The following is a 24,936-nucleotide window of genomic DNA, read 5'->3' as shown; positions in this document are numbered from 1 at the left end:
TTGTCGTTTCTAACCCATAACTTAGTAGTATAAATATAACACAGCAAAAAATAACGCAAATAAACGCTTAATTTTGAGATATTTATTTATTACTTGGAGTTAAATCAAGATGATTTATCCCACCGTCACGGGTTTAGATATAGGGCATCATAGCATTAAAGCGGTATCTGTAAGGTTAAAAAAAGGTCAATTAGAATTAGTTGACTGTATTGAGATCTTATTATCAGATGCTGTTTTTTTAGATGCCAATACATTACATCTTGAAAAAATAAAGCCGTACTTATCTCGTTTAAAGAAAAAGCTAAAATTTAGTCAAAAGCGTGTGGCCTTTTCTATTCCAGATAGCAGTATCATTAGTAAAGTTATTCAAGTTGATAGTGGTTTGGATGCAAAGGAAACTGAGTTTTCCATTTCTCATACTTTTGAGCAGCAATCCTCGTTTTTGGTTGATGAGTTAAATATTGATTTTGTTGCCGTTCAACAGCGAGGGGTGAGTAGTTTAAAAACGACAACCTATCAAGTGTTTGCTGCACGTAAAGAGCTTGTTCAATCACGACAGGAGTGTTTTAAATCGGCTGGGTTGTCCCCTGTATTAGCAGATGTTCATTCTCACGCTTTATCTATTTTGTGGCAAAGAAGTACAACAACATTCCCAGATAAAAAAAATTGGATGTTGATTGATATCGGTCATCAACAAACTATCTTTTGCGTGACATCGCCAAATCAAAATTCATATACAAAGCATATTGTCTTTGGGGCGTTACAGCAGAATCAAGAAAGAAAAAATGAGCCATCATTAGTCATTGATTTTGGATCAGATTCTCAATTTATCGCTCAATTATCAGATCATATTCGTCGTCAAGTAACGCTATATTCTTCAATTCATAATCACAAGATTGAAGGTATTTGGATTACAGGGGGAGGTTCACTTCTACCGGGATTATCTGATTCATTAAGTTATGAATTGTCATTACCAGTTTTGGATCTGAATCTTGCCTCTTTATTTAAAACATCAAACCAAGCAGTAATGCCTGTTAGTGCGCAAGCGAATCAATATGCATCTGCTTTAGGTCTAGCTTTAAGAGGTGTTGAATGGCTTACCAAATAAATTTATTACCTTGGAGAGAGCAAGAAAGAGCAAAATACCAACGTCGATTTATATTAATGCTTTGTTTTGGTGTTGTTTTCTCCGTGACTGTTCAATGGGGAATCGCACAATATTTAGAGCAACAAAGTTCAGTACAAGTGCAGAGAAATCGTTCTTTAGAAAGCCATATTGGATGGTTAAATAATGAATTAAAAGAGTTAAACGAAATAGGTAAGCAACATGATTCTATTTTAACTCGTCTGGATGTTGTTGAAGAGCTGCAACAGAATCGAAATACCACGACGCAATTATTAAATGTATTACCAGACATGATTATGGAAGGTATTTATTTAAATAAAGTGCGCATGCATAAAAAACAAGTTGAGATTAAAGGCTTTAGTGATAGCAATGCTCGTCTTGCCACCATGCTAGATAAATTAGAAAACTCACCACTCATTTCATCTGTAGAGATGCATTCTATAGTTTCTGGGCAAAAGATCTTTGGTCATGACGTTAGTAGTTTCGATGTGTCATTTAGACTTCTTTCTTTGGAGAAGGAGAAGAAATCATGACGGATTGGAGAGAGTTAGATCTTGATGAAATAACAGAATGGCCATTGATACCACAACTATTAATGATTTTATTGCTTTGTGTTTTCGTACAAGCGGCTGGATATTGGTTTTGGTTGCAACCAATAATGGAAGGTACAGAGCAGTTAAAGAGAGATGAAATTAGCCTAAAAACGACAGTGAAGTATAAATACAACCAAGTCGCGGCGATGCCAGAAATGGAAAATCAGTTGAATGAACTCAATTTACGTTATGAGTTTTTGGCTCAACAATTACCAGCACAAAAAGAATTAGCAAGTATGCTTTCTGGTATTAATCAGGTTGGTATTCAAAATAAATTAACCTTCACTCGGATTGATTGGGGCGAAAAGCAGAATCAGGAATTTCTTTATAAATTGCCATTAAATATTGAGTTAACAGGTCAATACCATGATATCGGTTCGTTTTCAGAAGCGATTGCTGATTTGCCTCGTATCGTTAGCTTGGAAAATATAGATATTCAACGAGTGAGTAGGGAGAGTAGTACCTTACACTTTCGTGTCATGGCTTATACCTACCAGTTTAGGGGGAAGCATGAATAGTCGATTTTTAATATTGGTTGTTGGTGCCTTGGTGATGGTTGGGTGTAAGGCAAATAAAGACCCGCTAGATGCTTTCTATGTTGAAGCAAAACAACAGGGGCAAAGCGATGTAGATAAACTCTCTCGTGTTCTTCCTTTTGAAGTTGAAGCGTATTCCCAAGTGGATGGGCGCTCTCCTTTTGTTTTACCTAAACAACCAGAAATAGCGACTCAACCAGTAAAGAAAAAAACGTGCTGGCAGCCAAAATATAGGAAGAAGACAGGAGCGTTAGAGCGCTATTCACTTAAACGATTACGATTAAAAGGTGTCATGGGCGCCGATTCAGACATTACTGCATTAGTACAAACGCCAAAAGGAAGCGTTGTAAAAGTGCGTAAAGGACAATATATGGGAAGTAACAATGGGCAGGTTATTGATATTAAATCAAGGCAAATCACATTAAAAGAGACCTTACCTGATGGTATGGGTTGCTGGCAAAAAAGATACGTGAAATTGGCGTTGAAACATTAATTTTAAAAAGGATTGGGAAAATCTCATGTTGCTAGGACGCAAGAAAATCATCAAGCAGTTTGGTCTTCGACTATGTGCGCTTATTGTGCTCTCTTTTACTCATTTAACAGTCTCTGCTGAAGAAGTAACTTCAAATCAACTGATGAATGTTAACTTTCAATTAAGTCAGAAAAAGGAAGGAGTGATCACGGTTGATCTTGCTTCTGCTGCTGCTACGGTTGATTTAAAAAAAGAGGCTGATAAATTAATTATTGAATTGCATGATACAAAAGTCAGCGATGATAAATTAGTTATTTTAGATGTTGAGGATTTTGCAACATTAGTCTCTAGAATTGAAACGTTTAGAGAGCCAAATAGTACGGTTCTCTCCGTCGACATCAAGGGTGATTATCAATACGATTACTTTTTAAAAGATCGCTCACTGCAAGTGGTTATTTCATCACCACCGGAACGAGATAAAAACACTCAAATTAGTAATGAAAATGACGATAGTAAACCGATCTCTATTAACTTCCAAGATATCCCTGTTCGACACGTATTGCAGCTGATCGCTGATTATAATGACTTTAACTTAGTTGTTGCTGATACCGTGAAGGGTAATCTGACATTGCGTTTAGATGGCGTTCCTTGGCAGCAAGTCTTAGATATTATCTTACAAGTAAAAGGGTTAGATAAGAGAGTGGAAGGCAATGTAGTATTGATTGCGCCTAAATCAGAACTTGATGCACAAGAACAACAAGTTTTAGAACAAGCTCAAATGGCATCAGAGCTGGCCGCGCTTTCTTCTGAAATCCTTTCTATTAAGTATGCAAAAGCATCTGATATTGCTGAATTACTCGTTGGTGAAGGCGAGATTACCATGCTCTCAAGCCGAGGTAGCATTACGGTAGATGAACGAACAAACTCATTGCTGCTGCGTGATCTTCCTGAAAATATAATCGTCATTAAAGATATTATTGATACGCTTGACGTTCCTATTAAACAAGTTCAAATTGAAGCTAGAATAGTGACGGTTAATGAAGGTAACCTTGATGAATTAGGAGTTCGTTGGGGGATTACCAATACTAATGGCAGTACTACTGTTGGCGGCTCAATTGAGAGTAATTTAGCTGCCGTCGGTTTGTATGATGGTGGTTCTGGTACTAGCGGTGGTGGCCTTCCCGTGGATGATTTTTTAAATGTAAACTTAGGATTAGCAAACCCTGCAGCTTCTAGCATTGCTTTTCAGGTTGCAAAATTAGGATCAAATTTATTATTAGATTTAGAGCTTTCCGCATTACAAGCTGAATCTAAAGCTGAAATCATTTCAAGTCCTCGTTTAATTACAACTAATAAGAAACCTGCCTATATAGAGCAAGGGACTGAAATTCCTTATCTAGAAGCCTCTTCTAGTGGGGCAACGTCTGTTTCATTTAAGAAAGCAGTATTAAGCTTGATGGTTACGCCACAAATAACGCCTGATAATCGTTTAGTTCTCGATTTGACGGTAACACAAGATAGGCCTGGACAAGTGGTTAAAACGGGCACTGGAGAAGCGGTAGCGATTGATACCCAACGTATTGGTACACAAGTATTAGTTGATAATGGTGAAACTGTCGTTCTTGGTGGTATTTATCAACATTCACTATCAAATAGTGTAGAAAAAGTACCGCTATTAGGCGACTTACCCCTACTTGGCGTGTTATTTCGTCGCAGCTCAGAAAATATAGGTAAAAAAGAATTATTAATCTTCGTTACCCCAAAAGTTGTTATACAGTAATGAGATAGCGTTACCTAAGCGGTAAAAATATGTTGAAAATAGTACTTGAAAAAAATAATTATGCTGAACTTTTCATCTAGCTATTGCAATCACTAGCTATTAACTGAGATAATTTTTGGTCTGATCACGAAATATCTGTGAGGAATATGGTGCCACAGGAGAATGTCTATTGAAGAGACTACTGTTGGCAATGTCGTTAATGAACTTTGCATAATTTCTAAAAAATGGCTGAAAAACGAAATATTTTCCTTGTTGGCCCAATGGGCGCCGGCAAAAGTACAATTGGTAGACACTTAGCACAGCAACTTCACATGGAGTTTCTTGATTCTGATACGGTAATTGAAGAACGCACAGGCGCTGATATCGCTTGGGTATTCGACGTTGAAGGTGAGGAAGGTTTCCGCATACGTGAAGAAGGTGTAATTAACGATTTAACTCAAGAGCAAGGCATTGTACTTGCGACGGGTGGTGGCTCTGTAATTAGTAAAGAGAGTCGTAATCGTTTATCTGCTCGTGGTGTCGTTGTATATCTTGAAACTACAATTGAGAAGCAATTAGCTCGCACACAACGCGATAAAAAACGCCCGTTGCTTCAAACTGATGAACCTCGAGAAGTGCTAGAAGCACTAGCGAAAGAGCGTAATGCACTTTATGAAGAAGTGTCTGATTACGTTGTTCGTACTGATGATCAAAGTGCAAAAGTAGTTGCAAATCAAATCATCCAAATGCTTGAAGAGCGTTAATTCAAGTTATTTAATAAGACAGATACTGGGAACGAATCATGGAAACGATTCATGTAGATTTAGCAGAACGTAGCTATCCCATCTCTATCGGCGCCGAGTTGTTTTGCAACCCGGCGCATTTTTCATCTGTAATACCTGCCAAAAAACGTGTTGTCGTTATTAGTAATGTAACGGTTGCTCCGTTATATGCTCAGCAAGTTATCGACACTTTACATACGTTTGAATGCCAAGTATCACTGCTGGAATTAGACGATGGTGAGCAATATAAAAATTTAGATACCTTCAATAATATTCTTACTTTCCTGCTTGAAGAAAATCACAGTCGCGATGTGGTCATTGTTGCTTTGGGTGGTGGAGTTGTTGGTGATGTCGTAGGGTTTGCTTCTGCGTGTTATCAACGTGGTGTTGATTTTATTCAAATACCGACCACACTTCTTTCTCAAGTCGATTCATCTGTTGGTGGAAAAACCGCAATTAATCATCCTCTTGGTAAGAATATGGTAGGGGCTTTTTATCAACCAAAAGCTGTTATTATTGATATTAATTGCCTAAAAACATTACCTGAGCGTGAATTCGCAGCGGGTATGGCAGAGGTGATTAAATACGGAATTATTATTGACCGTGACTTTTTTGATTGGCTTGATGAAAACATGGATAAGCTATATGCACTCGATCATGATGCATTGGTGTATGCCATTTCACGTTGCTGTCAAATTAAGGCTGATGTCGTTGCGAAAGATGAAAAAGAATCAGGAATGCGTGCACTCTTGAACCTAGGTCATACTTTTGGTCATGCGATTGAAGCTGAAATGGGTTACGGTAATTGGCTTCACGGTGAGGCTGTTTCTGCTGGTACAGTAATGGCTGCGGTTACGGCTCAGAAAGAAGGTTTAATTTCGCAAGATGATGTAGAGCGTATTTGTGCCCTATTGGAAAAAGCGAAATTACCTCTGAAAGCACCAAAAGAAATGACAGTAGATGCATTTATGAAGCACATGATGCGTGACAAGAAAGTATTGTCAGGTAAGTTACGCTTAGTTCTACCAACATCAATTGGAAGTTCGGAAGTTGTCACTGGTGTGTCTGAAGATGTACTTGCTGAAGTAATTGAGCAATGTAAGGCATAAGATATGAGTATTGGTCATGATTTAACTGTATTGGAATTAGAAAGCCAAATTGATGTGTTATCACGCGTTCAATTTGTGTCTCGTTTTGGTTCTAATTTAGTGCATGTAGAAGGAGTCAAAGGCTCTGGGAAATCATGGCTTGCTCAACGCTATCTTGAAAAGTGGTGTGATGATGCAAATCAGGCTCTGCTTATGTGTCATCCAAATCAATCAATACAGCAACAACGCGGTATTATCTTAAAACAAGTTGTACGAGATCCTCTATTCAATGAATTTGATACTGTAGTAGACAGTATTGGACGCATGTTAGCTGGAGAAAAGTGTAATTTAGTCTTAGTGATTGATGACGCTCATTTATTGCCTCCTGAATTACTTAGTGAATTATGGCTTTTAGTTCAAAAAGCACAATCGACACCTAGCTGGCAAATTAATGTTTTGCTCTTTTCTGAAGCGAATAAGTTGGCATCTGCATTATCTCGTGTTTCTTACGGGCAAGAGAATAAGCCAATTGATATCGATATCGCCCCATTAAGCGAAGAAGAAGCAGCGACGTTTTCTGAAATGCTAGTGGTTCGTTTTGCATCAAGCAGAGAAGACAAAGTTAGGATCCGTAACTTGGTGGGTAAAACAAAGCGTCTACCTGCGGAGTTGATTGCCTTAGGTGAAAAGAAAGTGGAGCGTCGAGTTATCATTCGCTCTGTAACGCATTCTCCTGTTGGTATTTTAGCGTTAGCTTCTCTTTTATTATTGGGCTCAGCAGGAGGATATTGGTGGTTAAATCAATCATCAACAGTGCCAACCTTTACTTCGGTCGATACGACTTTAGAAAATGATTCAAAGTTAGCTCTTGATATGGATGAGAGAATTGACAGCGCAATAAGTCATCTTGAACCAGAAGATGATTCTCATACTATTCCGCCAGATGTTATTGATACCCCTGTGATTGCAGAGACAAGTGCAGAGGAAGGAAAGCGGGTTATCGTGCCTTCAGAGCTAGTGGACTCATTAGTTAGTGACTCTGCTGCATCTACTCAGGGTGAGCAAGAAGAACCAACTAAAATCGAAAATGAAGACTCAATAACAGCATCAAATGTGATGCGTAAGGCTGAAGGAAATAACGCGAAAGATAAAGCTCAAGATAACTCTGTTTCTAAAAGTGAATCGGTATCAACAATAACGTTTACTTTAGCAAATGAAGAATTGAAGGCTATTTCTGATAAGCGTTATATTTTACAGTTAGCGGCGCTAACGAATGAAGAAGCGGTTCAAGAGTTCTTGGATGAACATAAGATTGAAAAATCAGCTCGCATTTATCAAGCACTTCGAAATGGGTCTATTTGGTATATTGTTACCTTTGGTGATTATGCATCCATTTCATCGGCGCGTGGTGCTGTGCAGACTTTGCCAAGTTCAGTACAGACACTAGGACCTTGGGCTAAATCTTTAGTACAAGTTCACCGTGAGATTGATTCCGTAAAATAAGAGATAAGATAAACAGACCCTAGTAAAAAAATAGGGTACAATCCCCCGCTTTCTGAACTAAGGTAAAAAGGCGTAAAAGACGTATGAAAAAGCATCGCGCATTTCTCAAGTGGGCTGGCGGTAAATATAGCCTAGTAGAGGAAATTCAACGCCATCTTCCCGATGCTAGAAAACTGATCGAACCGTTTGTTGGTGCTGGCTCAGTATTTTTAAATACAAATTACGATCATTATCTTCTTGCCGATATTAATCCTGATTTAATTAATCTCTATAATCACCTTAAAGATGAACCAGAGCGCTTTGTTGAAGACGCTCGTGCATTGTTTCAACCTGAATATAACCAAAAAGAAGTGTATTTAGATCTGCGTATTGAGTTTAATCAATGTACAGATACCTATCGTCGCTCACTGCTTTTTTTATATATGAATCGTCATGGTTTTAATGGCTTATGTCGTTATAACAAAAAAGGCGGTTTTAATGTGCCTTTTGGTTCATATAAAAAGCCATACTTCCCAGAAAAAGAGATGTACTTTTTTGCTGAAAAAGCAAAGAAAGCTACGTTTGTGTGTGAAGGGTATTTAGAGACCTTTAAACGCGCTCGTAAAGGTTGTGTGATTTACTGTGATCCGCCTTATGCGCCATTATCAACAACAGCAAACTTTACCTCATACGCAGGAAATGGCTTCTCTTTAGATGATCAGGCTGCCCTTGCTGATGTTGCTGAGAAAGCGGCGTTTGAACGAGATATACCAGTATTAATCTCTAATCATGACACGATATTAACTCGTCGTTTGTACCATGGTGCCACTTTAAATTCGATTAAGGTAAAGCGTACCATTAGTCGAAATGGAGCTGGACGAAATAAAGTCGATGAACTCATGGCTTTGTTTTATGCGCCCAAATGTACTGAGTAAATAGAACACCACTCTTCAAAAATCCGCTCGAAAGGTTAAGAGAGCTTAAGACAGGTTTAAAATTATCAGGTAGAATTGCGCGGTCGAGTTAATCGATTGCGCTATATCGTTATAACCGTATTTAGATAATAAAATAATTAACCTGAGGCTCAACATGAAAGATTTTTTGATCGCACCATCTATTCTCTCTGCTGATTTTGCACGTCTTGGTGAAGACGTTGAAAAAGTATTAGCGTCAGGTGCTGATGTCGTTCACTTCGATGTAATGGATAACCATTATGTACCAAACCTAACGTTTGGTGCGCCAATCTGTAAAGCACTGCGTGACTACGGTATTACCGCTCCGATCGATGTTCATTTAATGGTGAAACCTGTTGATAGTATTGTTCCTGAGTTTGCAAAAGCAGGTGCAACAATGATCACTTTCCATGTTGAAGCATCAGAACATGTAGATCGTACTCTTCAGTTGATTAAAGAACACGGCTGTAAAGCGGGTGTTGTTCTTAATCCTGCGACGCCATTAACTTGCCTTGATTACATTCTAGATAAAGTAGACATGATTCTACTTATGTCTGTGAACCCAGGCTTTGGTGGTCAATCATTTATTCCTAGCACGTTAGGTAAATTACGCGCAGTTCGTAAACTCATCGATGAGTCAGGCTATGATATTCGTCTTGAAATCGATGGCGGTGTAAAAGTCGATAATATTCGTGAAATCGCAGAAGCGGGTGCAGATATGTTTGTTGCGGGTTCTGCTATTTTCAATCAACCAAACTACAAAGAAGTGATTGATGAAATGCGTGCAGAATTAGCAAAAGTGAAAGGTAACTAAGATTCATGTTTGAAAATATCAAACTGATCGCCTTTGATTTGGATGGGACGCTTCTTGATAGCGTTCCAGACTTAGCTCGTGCGGTTGACCTTGCTATGCAAGATGTTGGTTATCCAAGAGTAACGCTAGAACAAGCGTCTCATTGGATTGGAAATGGCGCTGACGTTCTAGTTTCTCGCGCACTAAGCCAAAGTGTTACGGTGCAAGCAGGACTTGCCCCTGAATTAATTAAACAGGCTCGTGCTCGTTTAGATCATCACTACCATGATGGTGGCCATGAATTAAGTCACTTATACCCAAATGTGAAAGCGACACTAGAAACGCTTTATCAGCAAGGATACACCTTAGCTTTAGTGACGAATAAACCTGCGCAATTTGTTCCTGAATTACTTGAACAACATCAGCTTGCTCATCTTTTTGTTGATGTGATCGGTGGCGATACCTTTGTTGAGAAAAAACCGAATCCATTTGCACTTAACTGGTTACTTGATAAGCACCAATTAGCACCTTCTGAAATGTTGATGGTGGGTGACTCAAGAAATGATATTCAAGCGGCTCAAGCGGCTGGTTGCCGTAGCTTCGGTTTAACTTATGGCTATAACCATGGGGAGCCCATCGCAGATAGTCAGCCTGATGTGGTAAGCGATGAATTTAATCATTTATTAGCCGTGATGAGTGTGGCAAGATAGTATTCATTGATAAGTACAAATAAAGACTATCAATACAATAGAATAACCATTAAATGATCCCCTAGTGGATCATTTAATTTTTACAGTTAAACAAGGAATCATAACCATGAGCAAGCCCATCGTATTAAGTGGTGTTCAACCATCAGGTGAACTAAGTATCGGTAACTACTTGGGTGCTCTACGTCAATGGCAACAGATGCAAGACGATTATGATTGTCAGTACTGTGTAGTAGACCTTCACGCAATTACGGTTCGTCAAGATCCTAAAGCGCTGCATGAAGCAACTCTCGATGCACTGGCAATTTGTCTAGCGGTTGGTGTTGATCCAAAGAAGAGCACGCTATTTGTTCAGTCGCACGTACCAGAGCATGCTCAACTTGGTTGGCTTCTTAACTGTTACACTCAAATGGGTGAATTGAATCGTATGACTCAATTCAAAGATAAATCAAAGCGTTATGCAAATGACATTAACGTAGGTTTATTTGATTACCCAGTATTAATGGCGGCAGATATTCTGCTTTATGGCGCACATCAAGTCCCTGTTGGTAGCGATCAAAAGCAACATTTAGAACTAGCGCGTGATATTGCTAATCGTTTTAACAATATCTACAGCCCTGAAGCGCCATTATTTACCGTACCAGAACCGTACATTCCACAAGTGAATGCGCGTGTAATGAGCTTGCAAGACGCGACGAAGAAGATGTCTAAATCAGACGATAACCGTAAGAACGTTATTACGCTGCTAGAAGATCCTAAGTCGATTCTTAAGAAGATTAATAAAGCACAAACAGATGCAGAAATGCCACCGCGTATTGCTCATGATTGGGAAAATAAAGCAGGTATCTCAAACTTAATGGGTCTGTACTCTGCGGCATCAGGTAAAACGTTTGAAGAGATCGAAGCGCAATACCAAGGTGTTGAAATGTACGGTCCATTCAAGAAAGACGTTGGTGAAGCGATTGTTACCATGCTTGAGCCTATCCAATCTGAATACAAGCGTATTCGTGAAGACCGTGCTTACATGGATTCAGTAATGAAAGCGGGTGCAGAGAAAGCGTCTGAGCGTGCAGCAGTTACGTTGAAAAAAGCGTTTGAAGCGGTTGGTTTTGTTACTCGCCCGTAGTCTTTAGCTCTGATAAAATAGATTGCTCGTAGGGTTTCTCTGCGAGCAATTTTTATTTCTTATTCATCTTTTTAAGTAGTTCTTTATGCTGTTAATGATCGACAATTATGATTCATTTACCTATAACCTATATCAGTACTTCTGTGAATTAGGTGCAGAGGTAAAAGTGGTTCGTAATGATGACATTGACATTGCAGGTATTGAGGCACTTAATCCATCTCATTTAGTTATCTCTCCTGGTCCTTGTACTCCTAACGAGGCTGGTATTTCTTTGCAAGCTATTGAATATTTTGCAGGGAAATTACCAATCCTTGGTGTGTGTTTAGGTCATCAAGCTATTGCTCAAGTCTTTGGTGGTGACGTGATACGTGCTAAAAAAGTGATGCATGGTAAAACCTCGCCAATTATCCATACCAATCAGAGCGTATTTAAAGGACTGAATAACCCTCTTACCGTCACTCGTTACCACTCATTAGTGGTTAAAGCTGATACATTACCTTCATGCTTTGAAGTCACAGCGTGGACAGAAAATGAAGCGGGAGAAATGGATGAGATCATGGGGTTTTGCCATAAAACGCTGTCGATTGAAGCGGTACAATTTCATCCTGAATCGATAATGACAGAGCAAGGCCACGATATCCTCGCTAATTTTATTAATAAATAATTAATATTTCTCCTGTTAACTAGAGCGATCTAGTTCACTCTTCTTACTTTTTCTTTTGTCTTTTTTTCTGCTTATTTATATGAAGATTTATGCATAAGCCTTGTGTCTTCTATTCTTATAAAATCGTTTACTTCTCTACTCACCTGCTATAGCGTTATTCTATAACTATTCGAATAAACTGACTTATCAGTCAATACGATATAGAAAACGGAACTTTTTTAGTTCAAAAAAAGAATTTTGTGCTATTGAAAAGGTTAATGGTTTGTAAATATTATGCTGAAAAACGGCATACGCAGAAGGAAAGTGTGATGACGACCAATTCACAAGTCGAACGTAAAGATTTTAATGATGTAATGGTACCTTGTTATAACCCGATGGAAGTGATTCCAGTTAAAGGGCAAGGTGCGCGAGTGTGGGATCAAGCGGGTAAAGAATACGTTGATTTTGCCGGTGGTATTGCAGTGAGCTGTCTTGGTCATTGTCACCCAGTAATGGTTACTGCACTACAAGAGCAATCTCAGAAACTATGGCATTTAAGTAATGTTATGACCAATGAGCCTGCAATTCGTTTAGCGAAAAAGCTAACAGAAGTCTCGTTTGCTGAAAAAGTATTTTTTGCTAACTCAGGTGCAGAAGCAAATGAAGCAGCATTAAAGCTTGCTCGTCGTTGGGCAGTTGATGTTCACGGCGCAGAGAAAAGTGAAATTATCGCATTTAAACAAGGCTTCCATGGTCGAACTTTCTTTACTGTAACGGTTGGCGGCCAAGCGGCGTATTCTGATGGTTTTGGTCCTAAGCCGGGTGATATTTCTCACCTTGAATACAATAATCTTGCAGAGCTTGAAGCGCATATGTCAGAAAAAACGTGTGCAATTATGATGGAGCCACTGCAAGGCGAGGGTGGGTTGATTTCGCCAACGTCTGAATTTGTAGAAGGCGTTAGAGCACTATGTGATAAATACAACGCGCTGCTTATTTTTGATGAAGTACAGACAGGTAATGGCCGCACTGGTGACTTTTATGCCTACCAAGGTTTAGGTGTTACGCCTGATATTCTAAGTACTGCAAAATCATTGGGTGGTGGTTTTCCTATCGGCGCAATGTTAACAACGACAGAATTGGCTCGGCATTTAAAAGTAGGTACTCATGGCTCAACTTATGGTGGTAACCCGTTAGCATGTGCCATCGCTGAAGCCGTTGTGGAAGAGGTATCAAAACCTGAAACATTGGCAGGTGTAAAAGAGCGTGAGCAATGGTTCCGTGATGGACTAGAAGCGTTAAATACAAAATATGATATGTTTGCCGAAATCCGTGGTAAAGGCCTATTACTTGGCGCAGCATTAAACGAAGCATGGCAAGGTCGCGCTCGTGATGTTCTTGTTGCGGCTGGAGAGCAGGGTTTAATGGTCCTTGTTGCTGGTGTCAATGTTGTTCGTTTTACTCCATCTCTTGTTATTACAAAAGAAGACGTAGCTCTAGGGTTTGAACGTCTAGATAAAGCACTTTCATCGTTAGAAAAATAGATTCAAATTGGAATTTGGGCAGCTCAGGAGTTTGAGTTGCCCTCTTTTTATCTATCTAAAAATCAACGTAATACTCTACCGTGTTAATTCCAATAGATAGCCTTGAAGTTATATTTATTGAACTTAGCACAGCCAATGAAACATCGCATCGGAGGGAATATTGATGCTTGTTATTCGTCCTATCACTCAGGAAGATTATCCTGCACTTCATCAGTGTGCAGTAGAATCTGGTCATGGTTTTACTTCGCTACCAGTGAATGAAGAGCAGTTACGAAATCGAATAGAGCATTCTATTGGTAGCTTTCAAAAAGAGGTTCAAGTCCCTGGAACTGAAGGTTACTTAATGGTTGGTGAAGATTCAGTTTCTGGTGAGGTTACCGGTACGACAGGAATTGAAGCTGCGGTTGGTTTAGATTCACCTTTTTATAATTATCACATCAGTAAAGTCGTTCATTTCTCACGTAAGCTCAATGTTAATAATGTCGTGAAGGTACTGACTTTTGGTAGTAACTATACTGGTAGTACTGAAATTTGTACTTTATTTTTACGTCCGGAATTTCGTGAAGGTCTTAATGGACGTTTAATGTCTAAAGCGCGTTTTTTAATGATGGCTGAGCATCCTCATCGCTTTTCTGACACCATTTTTGCTGAGATGCGTGGAGTGTCAGATAAAGAAGGAGAGTCGCCATTTTGGAAGTGGCTGCAGAAGCACTTTTTTTCTATCGACTTCACCGAAGCTGATTATCTAACAGGTATTGGTTACAAAGGTTTTATTGCTGATCTTATGCCTAAATTACCTATTTACGTTAGCTTGTTAAGTAAAGAAGCACAGGAAGTTATCGGTAAGGTTCATGACAACACTAAGCCTGCATTAAAGCTATTAGAAAATGAAGGCTTTCGGTGTCGTGGTTATGTCGATATTTTTGATGCAGGCCCAACCGTTGAGTGTGATCTACGCAGTATTGAATCGGTGCGAAATTCATTCAAAGCCAAAGTGATTATCACGGAGCATAACAGCTCACAGCAGTATTTAATTTCAAATACATCGTTTGAGAATTTCAGAGCAACAGCAACCACTGCCGCTTATGATAAAGCGACTGATACCGTTCATTTAACACAAGAAGCGGCAACGGCACTGCAAGTAGATGTTGATGATTACGTACGTTTATTAGCTCAATAGAGGATAAGGATATGACACATTGGATTGCAGGGGATTGGGTTTCAGGTAATGGTGAAACAATACAATCAGTAAGCCCGTACAATAGTAAAGTGGTGTGGAAAGGAGATAGTGCAACCAAAGATCAGGTTGAGTCAGCGGTCAATGCGGCACGTCATGCCTTTATTGAGTGGAAAAAACAGTCTTTTGAAGTACGCCAAGCCGTTGTTGAGCGTTTTGCTGAATTAGTGAAAGAGAATGCTGATCTGATAGCAGAAGTGATAGCGAAAGAAACAGGTAAACCATTTTGGGAAACTAAAACAGAAGCGGGCGCCATGGTTGGTAAAATTGCCATTTCGATTCGTGCTTATCATGAAAGAACGCCTTATAAAGAGCGTGAAGCGGCGGGAAATAAAATAGTGCTAAGACATCGTCCATTAGGTGTTATGGCTGTCTTTGGGCCATACAACTTCCCTGGGCACCTTCCTAATGGTCATATTGTTCCTGCATTGCTTGCTGGTAATACTGTTGTGCTAAAACCATCAGAGCAGACGCCATGGACCAGTGAAGTGATCATGAAACTATGGCAACAAGCAGGTTTGCCAAATGGTGTGATTAATCTAGTACAAGGTGCTCGTGCAACAGGTGAAGCGCTAGCGGGAGCTAAAGGTATTGATGGCCTGTTATTTACCGGTAGTGCGAATACTGGACATATCTTACATCGTCAATTTTCAGGAGACACAGGGAAAATGCTGGCTCTAGAAATGGGCGGTAATAATCCGATGGTTATTTCAAAAGATTTTGGAGATCAAGAAGCGGCAGTTTATACGATTATTCAATCGGCATTTATTAGTGCGGGTCAACGTTGTACGTGTGCTCGTCGCTTATATGTTCCTATTGGAAAAGCAGGCGATGAATTGTTAGCTCGCCTTGTTGAAGTAGCAAAAAGTATCGTTGTTGACCAACCGTTTGCTGATAATGCTCCGTTTATGGGCTCGCAAATATCAGTCGCAGCGGCAGAATTTATTCTAAACGCCCAGAAGAATTTACAAGCGTTGGGTGGAGAGTCTTTACTCGAAGCCAAAAGCTTAGGTCATGCCTTTGTTTCTCCCGGTATCATTGATGCGACTAAGGTTGTTGAATTGCCGGATGAAGAATACTTTGGACCATTACTACAAGTGGTGCGTTATGAGACATTAGAAGAAGCCGTAGAGCTTGCTAATGATACTCGTTATGGATTATCGGCAGGTCTTGTTTCAACTGATGACAGTGAGTGGGAATATTTTGTAGAGCATATTCGTGCAGGTATTGTAAATCGTAACCGTCAACTGACTGGAGCAAGTGGTGACGCGCCATTTGGTGGTCCTGGTGCATCAGGAAACATGAAACCAAGTGCGTATTACGCTGCTGATTATTGTGCATACCCAATGGCATCAATGGAAGGCGATGCGTGTGAAATTCCAGCTCAACTCTCTCCGGGTTTAACTCTATAAGAGGCGATAAACATGAATAATGTAAACTCTTTATTTTCGTCATTATGGCAAGATTATATTACTCGTTTATCCCCATCGGCAGGAAGGGTTCATCAGTTATTATCTAATGGCGATGAATTGATTAACGATCACATTGCATTACGTACGTTTAATTTACCTAAGGTTGGCTTGCAAACGTTAGCCGCCCCATTTTTAGCAATAGGGTATAAAGCGTGTGAGACGTATGATTTTGAAGCGAAAAAACTCAAAGCACAGCATTTTGAGCATCCAGATCCTAATGCACCACTCGTTTTTATTAGTGAATTATTAGTAGAAGAGTTATCAGCTGAAACACAGGACATTATTCATGGTTTGGTTGAACAGGTACCAGCCCACTATTTTGCCACCAGTGATTTTCTTTCTTCCGGTAGGCCTTGGACATTAAGTTTCGAAGACTATCAAGTATTAGCAAAAGAAAGTGAATACGCTTCTTGGTTAGCAGCTCATGGCTATGGTGCTAATCACTTTACTGTTTATGTTAATCAGCTTGAAGCGTTTGCTGAAGTGGTTGATGTGAACCAACACTTACGTGATGCTGGTTTTGCAATGAACGAAGTGGGTGGTGAAGTGAAAGGCTCTCCTGAAGTTTACTTAGAGCAGTCATCAACCATGGCAGATAAAGTGACAGTGAATTTTACGGAAGGTGAGTTTGACATCCCTGGTGGATTTTATGAATTTGCTAAGCGCTATACGCTACCCAATGGCAAGATATATACAGGATTTGTCGCGGCATCTGCTGATAAGATTTTTGAAAGCACAGACAGTTAATTCTAAAATTTAGGCATAAAAAAACGCAGCCAATAAGCTGCGTTTTTATTTATTTATGGTAAGCGTTAAATTAACGAGTACCGTAAACTACAATTGTTTTACCGTGTGCTGAAATCAAGTTTTGCTCTTCAAGCATCTTCAAGATACGGCCAACAGTTTCACGTGAACAACCTACAATTTGACCGATCTCTTGACGAGTGATCTTAATTTGCATGCCATCTGGGTGAGTCATAGCATCTGGTTGTTTAGCTAGATTCAGTAGAGTCTGAGCGATACGGCCGGTTACGTCTAAGAATGCTAAATCACCTACTTTTTGGCTAGTGATTTGTAGACGTGTTGCCATTTGAGCTGAAAGACGCATCAGAATATCTGGGTTTACTTGAATAAGTTGACGGAATTTCTTGAATGAAATTTCCGCTACTTCACAAGGGCTTTTTGCACGAACCCATGCTGAACGTTCTTGACCTTCTTCAAACAAGCCAAGTTCACCGATGAAATCACCTTGGTTAAGGTAAGAAAGGATCATTTCCTTTCCTTCTTCATCTTTGATAAGTACAGCAACAGAACCTTTTACGATGTAGTAAAGAGTCTCAGCTTTTTCACCAGCGTGAATCAAAGTACTTTTTGATGGGTACTTATGAATGTGACAATGAGATAAGAACCACTCTAATGTTGGATCTGTCTGAGGTTTACCTAGAACCATACTTTATACTTCCTCTGCGTTTGCCAAGTAGGCGATGTCCATTTTAAAATAACTGAGCCAAATATCAGTTTGGCCTATACAATATGGTTATCGGAACAAGGCTGCATGTTCGTTGAGATAATTGATAAAATCATACCCTGTTTCGCAACCGATTTCTTGACTTTGATCGTATGAATAGTGCGACCAAGGGCACAGTTTCGTGAAATGGATCACGAGTTTTCCTTTTATGTAGTAAAGAGGCTTTTATGAATGCTGAAGTTAAATGGATTGATGGATTTACTTTCTTAGGTCAATCTCAATCAGGTCACTCTGTTGTTATGGATGGTAATGGGGGAGAAAAAGCCCCAAGCCCGATGGAATTAGTGTTAATGGCCGCTGGAGGATGCAGTTCTGTTGATGTTGTTGATGGCCTGAAATCAGCAAATCAAGCGGTACTTGGTTGTGTTGCTAAGTTATCAAGTGATCGTCGTGAAACTGCGCCGAAGTTGTTTACCCATATTAATATTCATTTTGAAGTGAGTGGAGATAATCTCGATCCTAAAGTGGTTGAGCGAGTTACTGCTGATTCATTACAGAAATATTGTTCGGTGTGTTTAATGCTAGGTGAAGGCATTGAGATGACGCATTCTTGGGAAGTGATTGCTTAGCTCTCTTTTCCAAAGAAAAAGCCTCACACATTTTGATGTATGAGGCTTTATTTTTTAACTAGTAATAATGAACGGATAATTACTAGTATTAGTCGTCAATTATAGAATAAAGCGACTTAGATCTTCGTCAGCGACCAGATCTCCTAAACGAGAGGTAACGTAATCAGCATCTACGGTTAGGCTCTCACCATCTTTTTCAGATGCGTCGTAAGAGATCTCCTCCATTAGACGTTCCATCACTGTATGTAGACGACGTGCACCAATGTTTTCTGTGCTTTCGTTTACTTGGAATGCTGATTCTGCAATACGAGTAATGCCATCTTCAGTAAACTCAAGATTAACATTTTCTGTCGCTAATAAAGCGATGTATTGTTCTGTTAACGATGCATTTGGTTCCGTAAGAATACGTTTAAAGTCATTCGCAGTTAATGCTTCAAGCTCAACTCGAATTGGTAAGCGACCTTGTAATTCAGGGATAAGATCCGATGGCTTAGCCATTTGGAATGCACCTGAAGTGATAAATAACATATGATCTGTTTTTACCATACCGTGCTTAGTACTTACTGTACTGCCTTCAACTAGTGGGAGCAGATCACGTTGTACACCTTCACGAGATACATCACCAGACTGCGAGTTTGAGCCTTTACAGATTTTATCAATCTCATCAATAAAGACGATACCGTGGTTTTCTACGTTGAAAATAGCTTGTTCTTTTAACTCTTCAGGGTTAACTAATTTAGCGCCTTCTTCTTCAGCTAGGGCTTTAAGCGCATCTTTGATTTTCATCTTACGCTTTTTAGTTGTTTCACCACCTGATAGGTTTTGGAACATACCTTGAAGTTGGTTTGTCATCTCTTCCATACCAGGAGGAGCCATGATTTCAACGCCAACTTGAGGAGCTGCAACATCGACTTCGATTTCTTTATCGTCTAGTTTTCCTTCACGTAATTTTTTACGGAAAGATTGGCGAGTACCAGAGTCGTTATCGCCTTCTTCATTTTTACCCCATGCATCACGTGCTGGTGGTAATAAGATATCGAGGATACGATCTTCAGCTTGCTCTTCAGCACGGAATTTCACTTTTTCTACTGCTTGCTGATGAGTCATTTTGATAGCAACATCAGTCAAATCACGAATGATGCTATCAACTTCTTTGCCAACATAACCCACTTCAGTGAACTTAGTCGCTTCAACTTTAATAAAAGGGGCGTTAGCTAATTTTGCTAAACGACGGGCAATTTCAGTTTTACCTACGCCAGTAGGCCCAATCATTAAGATATTTTTTGGTGTTACTTCTGCACGCAACTCAGGGTTAAGTTGCATACGACGCCAGCGGTTACGTAAGGCAATCGCTACTGAACGCTTTGCTTTATCTTGACCAATAATATGGCTATCTAGTTCGTGTACTATTTCACGAGGAGTCATCTCAGACATGGGTATTCCTTATTATCTGTCGTTAAACGTTCAATTCTTCAACGGTATGATTATGGTTAGTGTAGACGTCAATATCACCAGCAATAGTTAATGCTTTAGTTGCGATTTCACGTGCATCTAATTCTGTGTTCTCTAATAATGCTGTTGCTGCAGAACGGGCGAAATAGCCACCAGAACCAATGGTAAGAAGGTCATTATCGGCATTAATTAAATCACCAGTACCGCTAATGATTAGAGACGTTGTTTTATCAGCAACAATTAACATTGCCTCAAGACGGCGTAAAGCGCGATCGCTACGCCATTCTTTAGCGAGTTCAACGGCAGCTTTGGTTAAATTGCCTTGGTGCATTTCTAATTTTCGTTCACACAGGTCAAACAGAATGAATGCATCAGCAGTGCTACCAGCAAAGCCAACTAGAACGGAATCATTGTAGAGGCGACGTACTTTTTTTACGTTACCTTTTGCGATCATATCACCTTGAGATGCTTGGCCATCGCCAGCAACCACGACTTTGCCTTCACGGCGTACAGAAACTATTGTAGTCACGAGTAAAACCTCTTATTCGATGATGTAATTTAGTGAGACTCTTACATTAATCCTTATGATTATTACTATTGTAATGGGGGGGATGATGTTGGTTTTCAAGATGAGTAGAATAGAAAAAGGAGCACTTGATGTGCTCCTTTTGGGAAATGTGTGATGTTATTACGATTTTTTATGCTGAGCTTTACTGATCTTTCCAGATAGCGCATGGCTCTATTTTAGCTCGTTGTAATTTATGGCGATCTTTTTCAGCATCACGTTTAAATTTATACGGACCTAAAACTACTTTAAACCAGCTGCTTCCTTCTGCATGCCTAACCGTTGAAGTTAGCCCTTGGAACGCAATGTTCATTTTACGTTCTTCGGCTTGTGAGCGATTTTTATAAGCGCCACATTGCATGATATAAGGGATTTCAGAAACTTTAAGTTCTTTTTGTTCAACTTCAATTTCTTTATTTGGTAGTTCATCCATATAGCTCCATTGCTCTTCTGGCATTGGAGGTATCTCTTCCGTGTTAGATTTCTTTTTAGCTTTAACTGGAACAACTTCGGTCACCGTTGATTTTGTCTCAGGTGTAGGAGAGTCATTTAGAAAGTAAAGGGCATAACCAAACACAGCGACTAAGAGAGCTGCAACAGCAACTGCTTTCCATGGTGTAGCACCATTAGATACAGGTTGTTTAGCCCCTTTTTTCTTGGCTGGTTTCTTTGTCGCTTTCTTAGGAGATCGTCCACGTTTTACATAATCTTTATTGGCCACAGTACTTTTACTTTATACAGAATTACAGAGAGAATACGTTATGGTAATCAGTTGTATGAACGCATACCAGTACTTGTGTAAAAAAGTACGCAAAAAGTCACTATTTAGACAGATTCATCGTCTTATAAGAATGACTTTTGTGTGTTGATTCTTTTTATGTTGGTTTAATGCTTTGCTTTATCGGCTTTTCGGTGGCGCAGTACTTCCTCTAAGTACTAAAGAGGATTCAAGTAAGCGAGAGCCAGAACGAACATCATGCCCTTTTAGTAAATCTAAAAGCATAAGCATAGATTGACGACCAATCTCATAGCGAGGCTGTGAAATAGTTGTTAGTGGTGGATCGCAATATTGTGAGAATTCAATGTCATCAAAACCCATGATAGAAATATCTTGGGGAACACGGAAGCCCATTTGTTTTGCTTTTTGAATTGCTCCAATTGCCATAATATCATTATGACAAAAGACGGCCGTAGGTGGAGACGAAAGCGAAAGTAGTTGAGCAATTGCAGTTGCTCCGGCTTCAAAAGTGAAGTTACCGTAATGCACATATGAATTGTTCATTGTAATGCCTGCACGACGTAACGCTTGTTGATAACCTTGATGTCTAAATTGACACAGTGCAGAGTCTTCAGGCCCTGATAGTTCAGCAATTCTATTATGGCCTAATTTAGTTAGGTAATTTACCGCTTCAAATGCTGCCGTTAGGTTATCGATATGAACGGTTGGTAATTCGAGTTCTGGTGCATATTCACAAGCCATCACAAGAGGAGGTAAGTTCTTTTGCTCTTGGCGACTGGCATTAAAAGGAAGATCAGAACCGAGCAAAACCATGCCATCGACTTGTTTGGTATAAACAAGGTTTACAAAAGATTGTTCGCGTTTTTTCTGTTGGCTACTATCACCCACTAAAATAACATAACCATTTTCAACAGCGGTATCTTCAATACCTCGTAAAATATCACTGAAGTAAGGGTCACAGATATCAGGAACAATCGTTACAATGGTCTTTGATTCATTACGACGTAATGTACGCGTTAATGTTGTTGGAGAATAACCAGTTTCTACGATGGCGCCTTCTACGCGTTTACGGGTTGATAATGATACTTTTTCTGGCGTCATTAGTGCTCGTGATACGGTAGCTGTTGATACACCTGCCGATAAAGCAACGTCCTTCATTGTCGCCATATATATTCCTCTCCCAACTGTCTTTAAATCTAAAGTAAACGATTGCTCTAATTATTTGAAGAGATATTTTATGTGTAAAATAAAGATTTAAATACGGCGCGTTTAACAAAAATTACATCTGGATTGTGAACTGACTCACATCAGGGTCGATTGTTTTCTATTTAAAGAATAAACTTCCACCAACAAAGCCTTACTTTAACTAAGGTCTTGTGGTTCTATATCTAAAGTCCAACGTACTTTTTTTGCCAATGGTAATAATTCAATTGCTGTTTTAGCCCCACGTAACATTGATTGCATTACGGTTCTATTTGGTGCTTGAAAAAGTAACTGCCAACGATATTTTCCTGCACGCCTTGCCAGAGGTGCAGGAATTGGCCCTAGAACTGGCGTTGCATCGTGAAATTGTGGATGACTTTCTAAAATATCACGAACTTGTCGTAAGAACTGTTCTACATTCTCATTATTATTTGCTTCTGCTCTAAACAGAGATAAGTGAGTGTAGGGCGGCAATTGTGCAAATTTTCGTTCTTGTAAAGCGTACTCAGCAAAGTGCCCATAGCCCTGATGTAATAGGCTTTGTAATAAAGAGTGTTCAGGGTGGTGGGTTTGTAAGATAACTTCACCAGGTTTGCTTGCTCGACCGGCACGCCCAGCAACTTGAATAAATAGTTGTGCTAGTCGCTCAGGGGCTCGAAAGTCACTGCTAAATAATGAGCTATCTACATCAATTAACCCAACGAGTGTAACATTAGGAAAGTGGTGACCTTTTGCTAGCATTTGAGTACCAATGAGTATTTGATATTCGTTATTTTTGATGGCTTCTAAATAGCTCTCTAAGCTGCCTTTTCTGCGAGTGCTGTCTCTATCAATACGAACGGTTTTGTACTCAGGGAATAGATTCATGAGTTGTGTTTCAAGCTGCTCTGTACCGACCCCAACTGAAATTAATTGAGTTGAACCACACCCTTGGCATTGATGAATAATTGGTTGTTGTGAGCCACAATGATGACAACGAATCTCGTTGCTATGTTGATGAAAAGTATAGAAGGCATCACAACGCTTACATTCAGCCATCCAACCACATTCATGGCACATCAGAGCAGGGGAAAAGCCTCGACGATTTAAAAATAGCATTACCTGATTTCCTTCAGATAAATGCTTTCTCATTTGAGCTATTAGAGGTGCTGATAATCCACTATTTAGATATAGACCTTTTACATCTAAGACACCATGACGAGCGGGGATTGCAGTACCAGCCCGTTTCGTTAATGTTAAGTGATGATACTTACCTACTTTGGCATTATGGATCGTCTCTAGTGCAGGAGTCGCAGAGCCTAAAATAATTGGTATGTTATCTAAGTTCGCACGCATCACTGCTAAATCACGGGCATGGTATCTCATGCTGTCTTGTTGTTTATAAGAAGCATCATGCTCTTCATCTACAATGATGATCCCGAGATCATGGAAAGGTGTGAAGAGAGCAGAGCGAGTACCAATAATGATACCTGCGTGGTTATCTCGAGCAGCTAGCCATGCATTTAAGCGCTCAGTATCATTGAGTGCTGAGTGGATCATATTTACAGGCACATTAAAGCGACGCTTAAACCGATTAATCGTTTGTGGGGTTAAGCCTATCTCAGGAACTAAGATCAGTGCTTGGCGACCCGCTTTTAAGATAGGTTCTAATAATTGGAGATAAACTTCTGTCTTTCCAGAGCCCGTAACACCATCCAATAAATAACAACCGAACTCAGGATTAGAGTTAACGGTTGCAATTGCAATTGCTTGTTCTTCATTGAGTTGAGGTTTTTCTTGGGTTATTTCGACATTGCGGTGCCAATTGGTTGGTTTAGGTGCAAGAGATATCTCTTCAATCCATCCTTTATCTGCAACGGCTTTTAAGGTGGCAGCGGTGATCTCATCTTCTAACATTTGCTCATGGCTACATTGCTGATGGCGCACTAAATTAAGAGCTTTGGCTTGTTTTGGTGCCCGAGTGAGCTTATTGAGATCTTGGTTTTTTCCTAGCTCAGTAATTTGCCATGCTTTAAGTGCGGCAAAACTAGCTTCTCTTCCTTTACGTAGCCATGCAGGCATTGCATTAGCTAAGGTATCACCTAATGGATATTGGTAATAAGTGCTGCTCCAATTAAGTAACTTATAGAGATGTGCTGGCCATAATGAAGCATTATCAAGAACAGCATCAATCCCTTTTAATTTTTCACGAGAAAATTCAGATTCATTACTTAGTTTTACGACAATACCAATTAAACGCTGACGACCAAAAGGCACTTTTACACGGCCACCAATGGCAGGTGTTTGACCTGGTTTGATTATGTAATCAAACGTACGATCAAGAGGAACAGGCAGTGCAACATGTGCGATTGAATACGGCATGACTAACATCAGTAAGGAATAATATGAGGAATAGTCTACTCTTAGATAAGAATATCGCAACGGAGTAAAATAATCGGTGAAAAAAGTAACAGATTAGTTGATTGATCGCTTCAGATTCATTACTATACGCGACCTTAAGTAAGTGTAATCTATTTACGCTTATTATTTTTGTTAAACTACGTGTGGTGTTCGGCTTAGATTCGGAT

General features: G+C 39.7%; 24 protein-coding genes. 18 read left to right on the top strand and 6 right to left on the bottom strand.

Annotated features, from left to right (window positions below; genetic code table 11):
* The first annotated feature begins 109 nt into the window (after positions 1–109).
* The 17 genes from pilM to BTO23_RS10645 all read left to right on the top strand — a co-directional run bounded on the left by pilM (position 110) and on the right by BTO23_RS10645 (position 17,060).
* The gene (pilM, locus tag BTO23_RS10725) at positions 110–1,108 is read left to right on the top strand and encodes a type IV pilus biogenesis protein PilM (RefSeq protein WP_105063476.1); all 999 of its coding nucleotides are present in this window, start codon (positions 110–112) and stop codon (positions 1,106–1,108) included.
* The gene (locus BTO23_RS10720) at positions 1,093–1,659 is read left to right on the top strand and encodes a PilN domain-containing protein (RefSeq protein ID WP_060992636.1); all 567 of its coding nucleotides are present in this window, start codon (positions 1,093–1,095) and stop codon (positions 1,657–1,659) included. Before pilM ends, BTO23_RS10720 begins: the two co-directional genes overlap by 16 nt.
* Complete coding sequence (locus tag BTO23_RS10715; protein WP_060992635.1) at positions 1,656–2,237, top strand: type IV pilus inner membrane component PilO; 582 nt, start codon at positions 1,656–1,658, stop codon at positions 2,235–2,237. The genes BTO23_RS10720 and BTO23_RS10715 overlap by 4 nt, the downstream gene beginning before the upstream one ends.
* Positions 2,230–2,748, top strand: a complete 519-nt coding sequence (locus tag BTO23_RS10710; RefSeq protein WP_060992634.1) for a pilus assembly protein PilP — start codon at positions 2,230–2,232, stop codon at positions 2,746–2,748. Before BTO23_RS10715 ends, BTO23_RS10710 begins: the two co-directional genes overlap by 8 nt.
* Before the next feature lie 25 nt (positions 2,749–2,773).
* On the top strand, positions 2,774–4,507 hold the full coding sequence (locus BTO23_RS10705) for a type IV pilus secretin PilQ (RefSeq protein WP_105063475.1): 1,734 nt from the start codon (positions 2,774–2,776) through the stop codon (positions 4,505–4,507).
* A gap of 224 nt (positions 4,508–4,731) precedes the next feature.
* Positions 4,732–5,250: a shikimate kinase AroK gene (gene aroK / locus BTO23_RS10700; RefSeq protein WP_012551169.1), complete on the top strand. Its 519-nt coding sequence runs from the start codon at positions 4,732–4,734 to the stop codon at positions 5,248–5,250.
* Between the two features lie 38 nt (positions 5,251–5,288).
* Positions 5,289–6,377, top strand: coding sequence for a 3-dehydroquinate synthase (aroB, locus tag BTO23_RS10695; protein ID WP_060992633.1), 1,089 nt, complete (start codon positions 5,289–5,291; stop codon positions 6,375–6,377).
* Between the two features lie 3 nt (positions 6,378–6,380).
* Positions 6,381–7,859 (top strand): SPOR domain-containing protein, encoded by a 1,479-nt coding sequence (locus BTO23_RS10690; protein ID WP_105063474.1) that lies wholly within the window; start codon positions 6,381–6,383, stop codon positions 7,857–7,859.
* An 83-nt stretch (positions 7,860–7,942) separates the two neighbouring features.
* Positions 7,943–8,773, top strand: a complete 831-nt coding sequence (gene dam, locus BTO23_RS10685) for an adenine-specific DNA-methyltransferase (RefSeq protein WP_060992631.1) — start codon at positions 7,943–7,945, stop codon at positions 8,771–8,773.
* Between the two features lie 154 nt (positions 8,774–8,927).
* Positions 8,928–9,605, top strand: a complete 678-nt coding sequence (gene rpe, locus BTO23_RS10680; protein ID WP_105063473.1) for a ribulose-phosphate 3-epimerase — start codon at positions 8,928–8,930, stop codon at positions 9,603–9,605.
* A 5-nt stretch (positions 9,606–9,610) separates the two neighbouring features.
* Positions 9,611–10,294 (top strand): phosphoglycolate phosphatase, encoded by a 684-nt coding sequence (locus BTO23_RS10675; protein WP_060992629.1) that lies wholly within the window; start codon positions 9,611–9,613, stop codon positions 10,292–10,294.
* Positions 10,295–10,400: 106 nt separating this feature from the next.
* Positions 10,401–11,417: a tryptophan--tRNA ligase gene (gene trpS / locus BTO23_RS10670; protein WP_060992628.1), complete on the top strand. Its 1,017-nt coding sequence runs from the start codon at positions 10,401–10,403 to the stop codon at positions 11,415–11,417.
* Between the two features lie 85 nt (positions 11,418–11,502).
* A complete protein-coding gene (locus tag BTO23_RS10665) occupies positions 11,503–12,081 on the top strand; it encodes an aminodeoxychorismate/anthranilate synthase component II (protein WP_105063472.1) in 579 nt (192 codons plus the stop codon).
* A gap of 308 nt (positions 12,082–12,389) precedes the next feature.
* Positions 12,390–13,604, top strand: a complete 1,215-nt coding sequence (locus BTO23_RS10660) for an aspartate aminotransferase family protein (protein WP_061012883.1) — start codon at positions 12,390–12,392, stop codon at positions 13,602–13,604.
* A 163-nt stretch (positions 13,605–13,767) separates the two neighbouring features.
* Positions 13,768–14,784 carry an arginine N-succinyltransferase gene (gene astA, locus BTO23_RS10655; protein WP_061004754.1) on the top strand — a complete coding sequence of 339 codons (1,017 nt, stop codon included), beginning with the start codon at positions 13,768–13,770 and terminating at the stop codon, positions 14,782–14,784.
* Positions 14,785–14,795: 11 nt separating this feature from the next.
* On the top strand, positions 14,796–16,253 hold the full coding sequence (gene astD, locus BTO23_RS10650; RefSeq protein ID WP_105063471.1) for a succinylglutamate-semialdehyde dehydrogenase: 1,458 nt from the start codon (positions 14,796–14,798) through the stop codon (positions 16,251–16,253).
* Between the two features lie 12 nt (positions 16,254–16,265).
* Entirely contained in the window at positions 16,266–17,060 is a 795-nt protein-coding gene (locus BTO23_RS10645; RefSeq protein ID WP_060992623.1) for a DUF1338 domain-containing protein, read from the top strand.
* Between the two features lie 70 nt (positions 17,061–17,130).
* Here the strand turns inward: BTO23_RS10645 and crp are convergent, their stop codons facing one another.
* Positions 17,131–17,763 carry a cAMP-activated global transcriptional regulator CRP gene (gene crp / locus BTO23_RS10640; RefSeq protein ID WP_005421074.1) on the bottom strand — a complete coding sequence of 211 codons (633 nt, stop codon included), beginning with the start codon at positions 17,761–17,763 and terminating at the stop codon, positions 17,131–17,133.
* A 245-nt stretch (positions 17,764–18,008) separates the two neighbouring features.
* Here crp and BTO23_RS10635 point away from each other — a divergent pair, with 245 nt between their 5' ends.
* The gene (locus BTO23_RS10635) at positions 18,009–18,410 is read left to right on the top strand and encodes an OsmC family protein (RefSeq protein WP_060992622.1); all 402 of its coding nucleotides are present in this window, start codon (positions 18,009–18,011) and stop codon (positions 18,408–18,410) included.
* 99 nt (positions 18,411–18,509) lie between these two features.
* On the opposite strand, the gene hslU is transcribed toward BTO23_RS10635, so the two are convergent.
* The 5 genes from hslU to priA all read right to left on the bottom strand — a co-directional run bounded on the left by hslU (position 18,510) and on the right by priA (position 24,730).
* Positions 18,510–19,844, bottom strand: coding sequence for an ATP-dependent protease ATPase subunit HslU (gene hslU / locus BTO23_RS10630; protein ID WP_061004748.1), 1,335 nt, complete (start codon positions 19,842–19,844; stop codon positions 18,510–18,512).
* Between the two features lie 22 nt (positions 19,845–19,866).
* Positions 19,867–20,391: an ATP-dependent protease subunit HslV gene (hslV, locus tag BTO23_RS10625; RefSeq protein WP_060992620.1), complete on the bottom strand. Its 525-nt coding sequence runs from the start codon at positions 20,389–20,391 to the stop codon at positions 19,867–19,869.
* A 181-nt stretch (positions 20,392–20,572) separates the two neighbouring features.
* Positions 20,573–21,148, bottom strand: coding sequence for an SPOR domain-containing protein (locus tag BTO23_RS10620; protein ID WP_061004747.1), 576 nt, complete (start codon positions 21,146–21,148; stop codon positions 20,573–20,575).
* A gap of 177 nt (positions 21,149–21,325) precedes the next feature.
* Entirely contained in the window at positions 21,326–22,333 is a 1,008-nt protein-coding gene (gene cytR / locus BTO23_RS10615) for a DNA-binding transcriptional regulator CytR (protein WP_061004745.1), read from the bottom strand.
* A 195-nt stretch (positions 22,334–22,528) separates the two neighbouring features.
* Positions 22,529–24,730 (bottom strand): primosomal protein N', encoded by a 2,202-nt coding sequence (priA, locus tag BTO23_RS10610; RefSeq protein ID WP_170066715.1) that lies wholly within the window; start codon positions 24,728–24,730, stop codon positions 22,529–22,531.
* Positions 24,731–24,936: the final 206 nt, after the last annotated feature.

It is taken from the genome of Aliivibrio sifiae, assembly GCF_002954715.1.
In the GTDB taxonomy this organism is placed as follows: domain Bacteria; phylum Pseudomonadota; class Gammaproteobacteria; order Enterobacterales; family Vibrionaceae; genus Aliivibrio; species Aliivibrio sifiae.
This window is presented reverse-complemented; position numbering and strand designations above follow the sequence as displayed.

Coding starts and splice junctions, on each gene's coding strand:
- pilM (WP_105063476.1), top strand. CDS start 110: ATGATTTATCCCACCGTCACGGGTTTAGATATAGGGCATCATAGCATT.
- BTO23_RS10720 (WP_060992636.1), top strand. CDS start 1,093: ATGGCTTACCAAATAAATTTATTACCTTGGAGAGAGCAAGAAAGAGCA.
- BTO23_RS10715 (WP_060992635.1), top strand. CDS start 1,656: ATGACGGATTGGAGAGAGTTAGATCTTGATGAAATAACAGAATGGCCA.
- BTO23_RS10710 (WP_060992634.1), top strand. CDS start 2,230: ATGAATAGTCGATTTTTAATATTGGTTGTTGGTGCCTTGGTGATGGTT.
- BTO23_RS10705 (WP_105063475.1), top strand. CDS start 2,774: ATGTTGCTAGGACGCAAGAAAATCATCAAGCAGTTTGGTCTTCGACTA.
- aroK (WP_012551169.1), top strand. CDS start 4,732: ATGGCTGAAAAACGAAATATTTTCCTTGTTGGCCCAATGGGCGCCGGC.
- aroB (WP_060992633.1), top strand. CDS start 5,289: ATGGAAACGATTCATGTAGATTTAGCAGAACGTAGCTATCCCATCTCT.
- BTO23_RS10690 (WP_105063474.1), top strand. CDS start 6,381: ATGAGTATTGGTCATGATTTAACTGTATTGGAATTAGAAAGCCAAATT.
- dam (WP_060992631.1), top strand. CDS start 7,943: ATGAAAAAGCATCGCGCATTTCTCAAGTGGGCTGGCGGTAAATATAGC.
- rpe (WP_105063473.1), top strand. CDS start 8,928: ATGAAAGATTTTTTGATCGCACCATCTATTCTCTCTGCTGATTTTGCA.
- BTO23_RS10675 (WP_060992629.1), top strand. CDS start 9,611: ATGTTTGAAAATATCAAACTGATCGCCTTTGATTTGGATGGGACGCTT.
- trpS (WP_060992628.1), top strand. CDS start 10,401: ATGAGCAAGCCCATCGTATTAAGTGGTGTTCAACCATCAGGTGAACTA.
- BTO23_RS10665 (WP_105063472.1), top strand. CDS start 11,503: ATGCTGTTAATGATCGACAATTATGATTCATTTACCTATAACCTATAT.
- BTO23_RS10660 (WP_061012883.1), top strand. CDS start 12,390: ATGACGACCAATTCACAAGTCGAACGTAAAGATTTTAATGATGTAATG.
- astA (WP_061004754.1), top strand. CDS start 13,768: ATGCTTGTTATTCGTCCTATCACTCAGGAAGATTATCCTGCACTTCAT.
- astD (WP_105063471.1), top strand. CDS start 14,796: ATGACACATTGGATTGCAGGGGATTGGGTTTCAGGTAATGGTGAAACA.
- BTO23_RS10645 (WP_060992623.1), top strand. CDS start 16,266: ATGAATAATGTAAACTCTTTATTTTCGTCATTATGGCAAGATTATATT.
- crp (WP_005421074.1), bottom strand. CDS start 17,763: ATGGTTCTAGGTAAACCTCAGACAGATCCAACATTAGAGTGGTTCTTA.
- BTO23_RS10635 (WP_060992622.1), top strand. CDS start 18,009: ATGAATGCTGAAGTTAAATGGATTGATGGATTTACTTTCTTAGGTCAA.
- hslU (WP_061004748.1), bottom strand. CDS start 19,844: ATGTCTGAGATGACTCCTCGTGAAATAGTACACGAACTAGATAGCCAT.
- cytR (WP_061004745.1), bottom strand. CDS start 22,333: ATGGCGACAATGAAGGACGTTGCTTTATCGGCAGGTGTATCAACAGCT.
- priA (WP_170066715.1), bottom strand. CDS start 24,730: ATGCCGTATTCAATCGCACATGTTGCACTGCCTGTTCCTCTTGATCGT.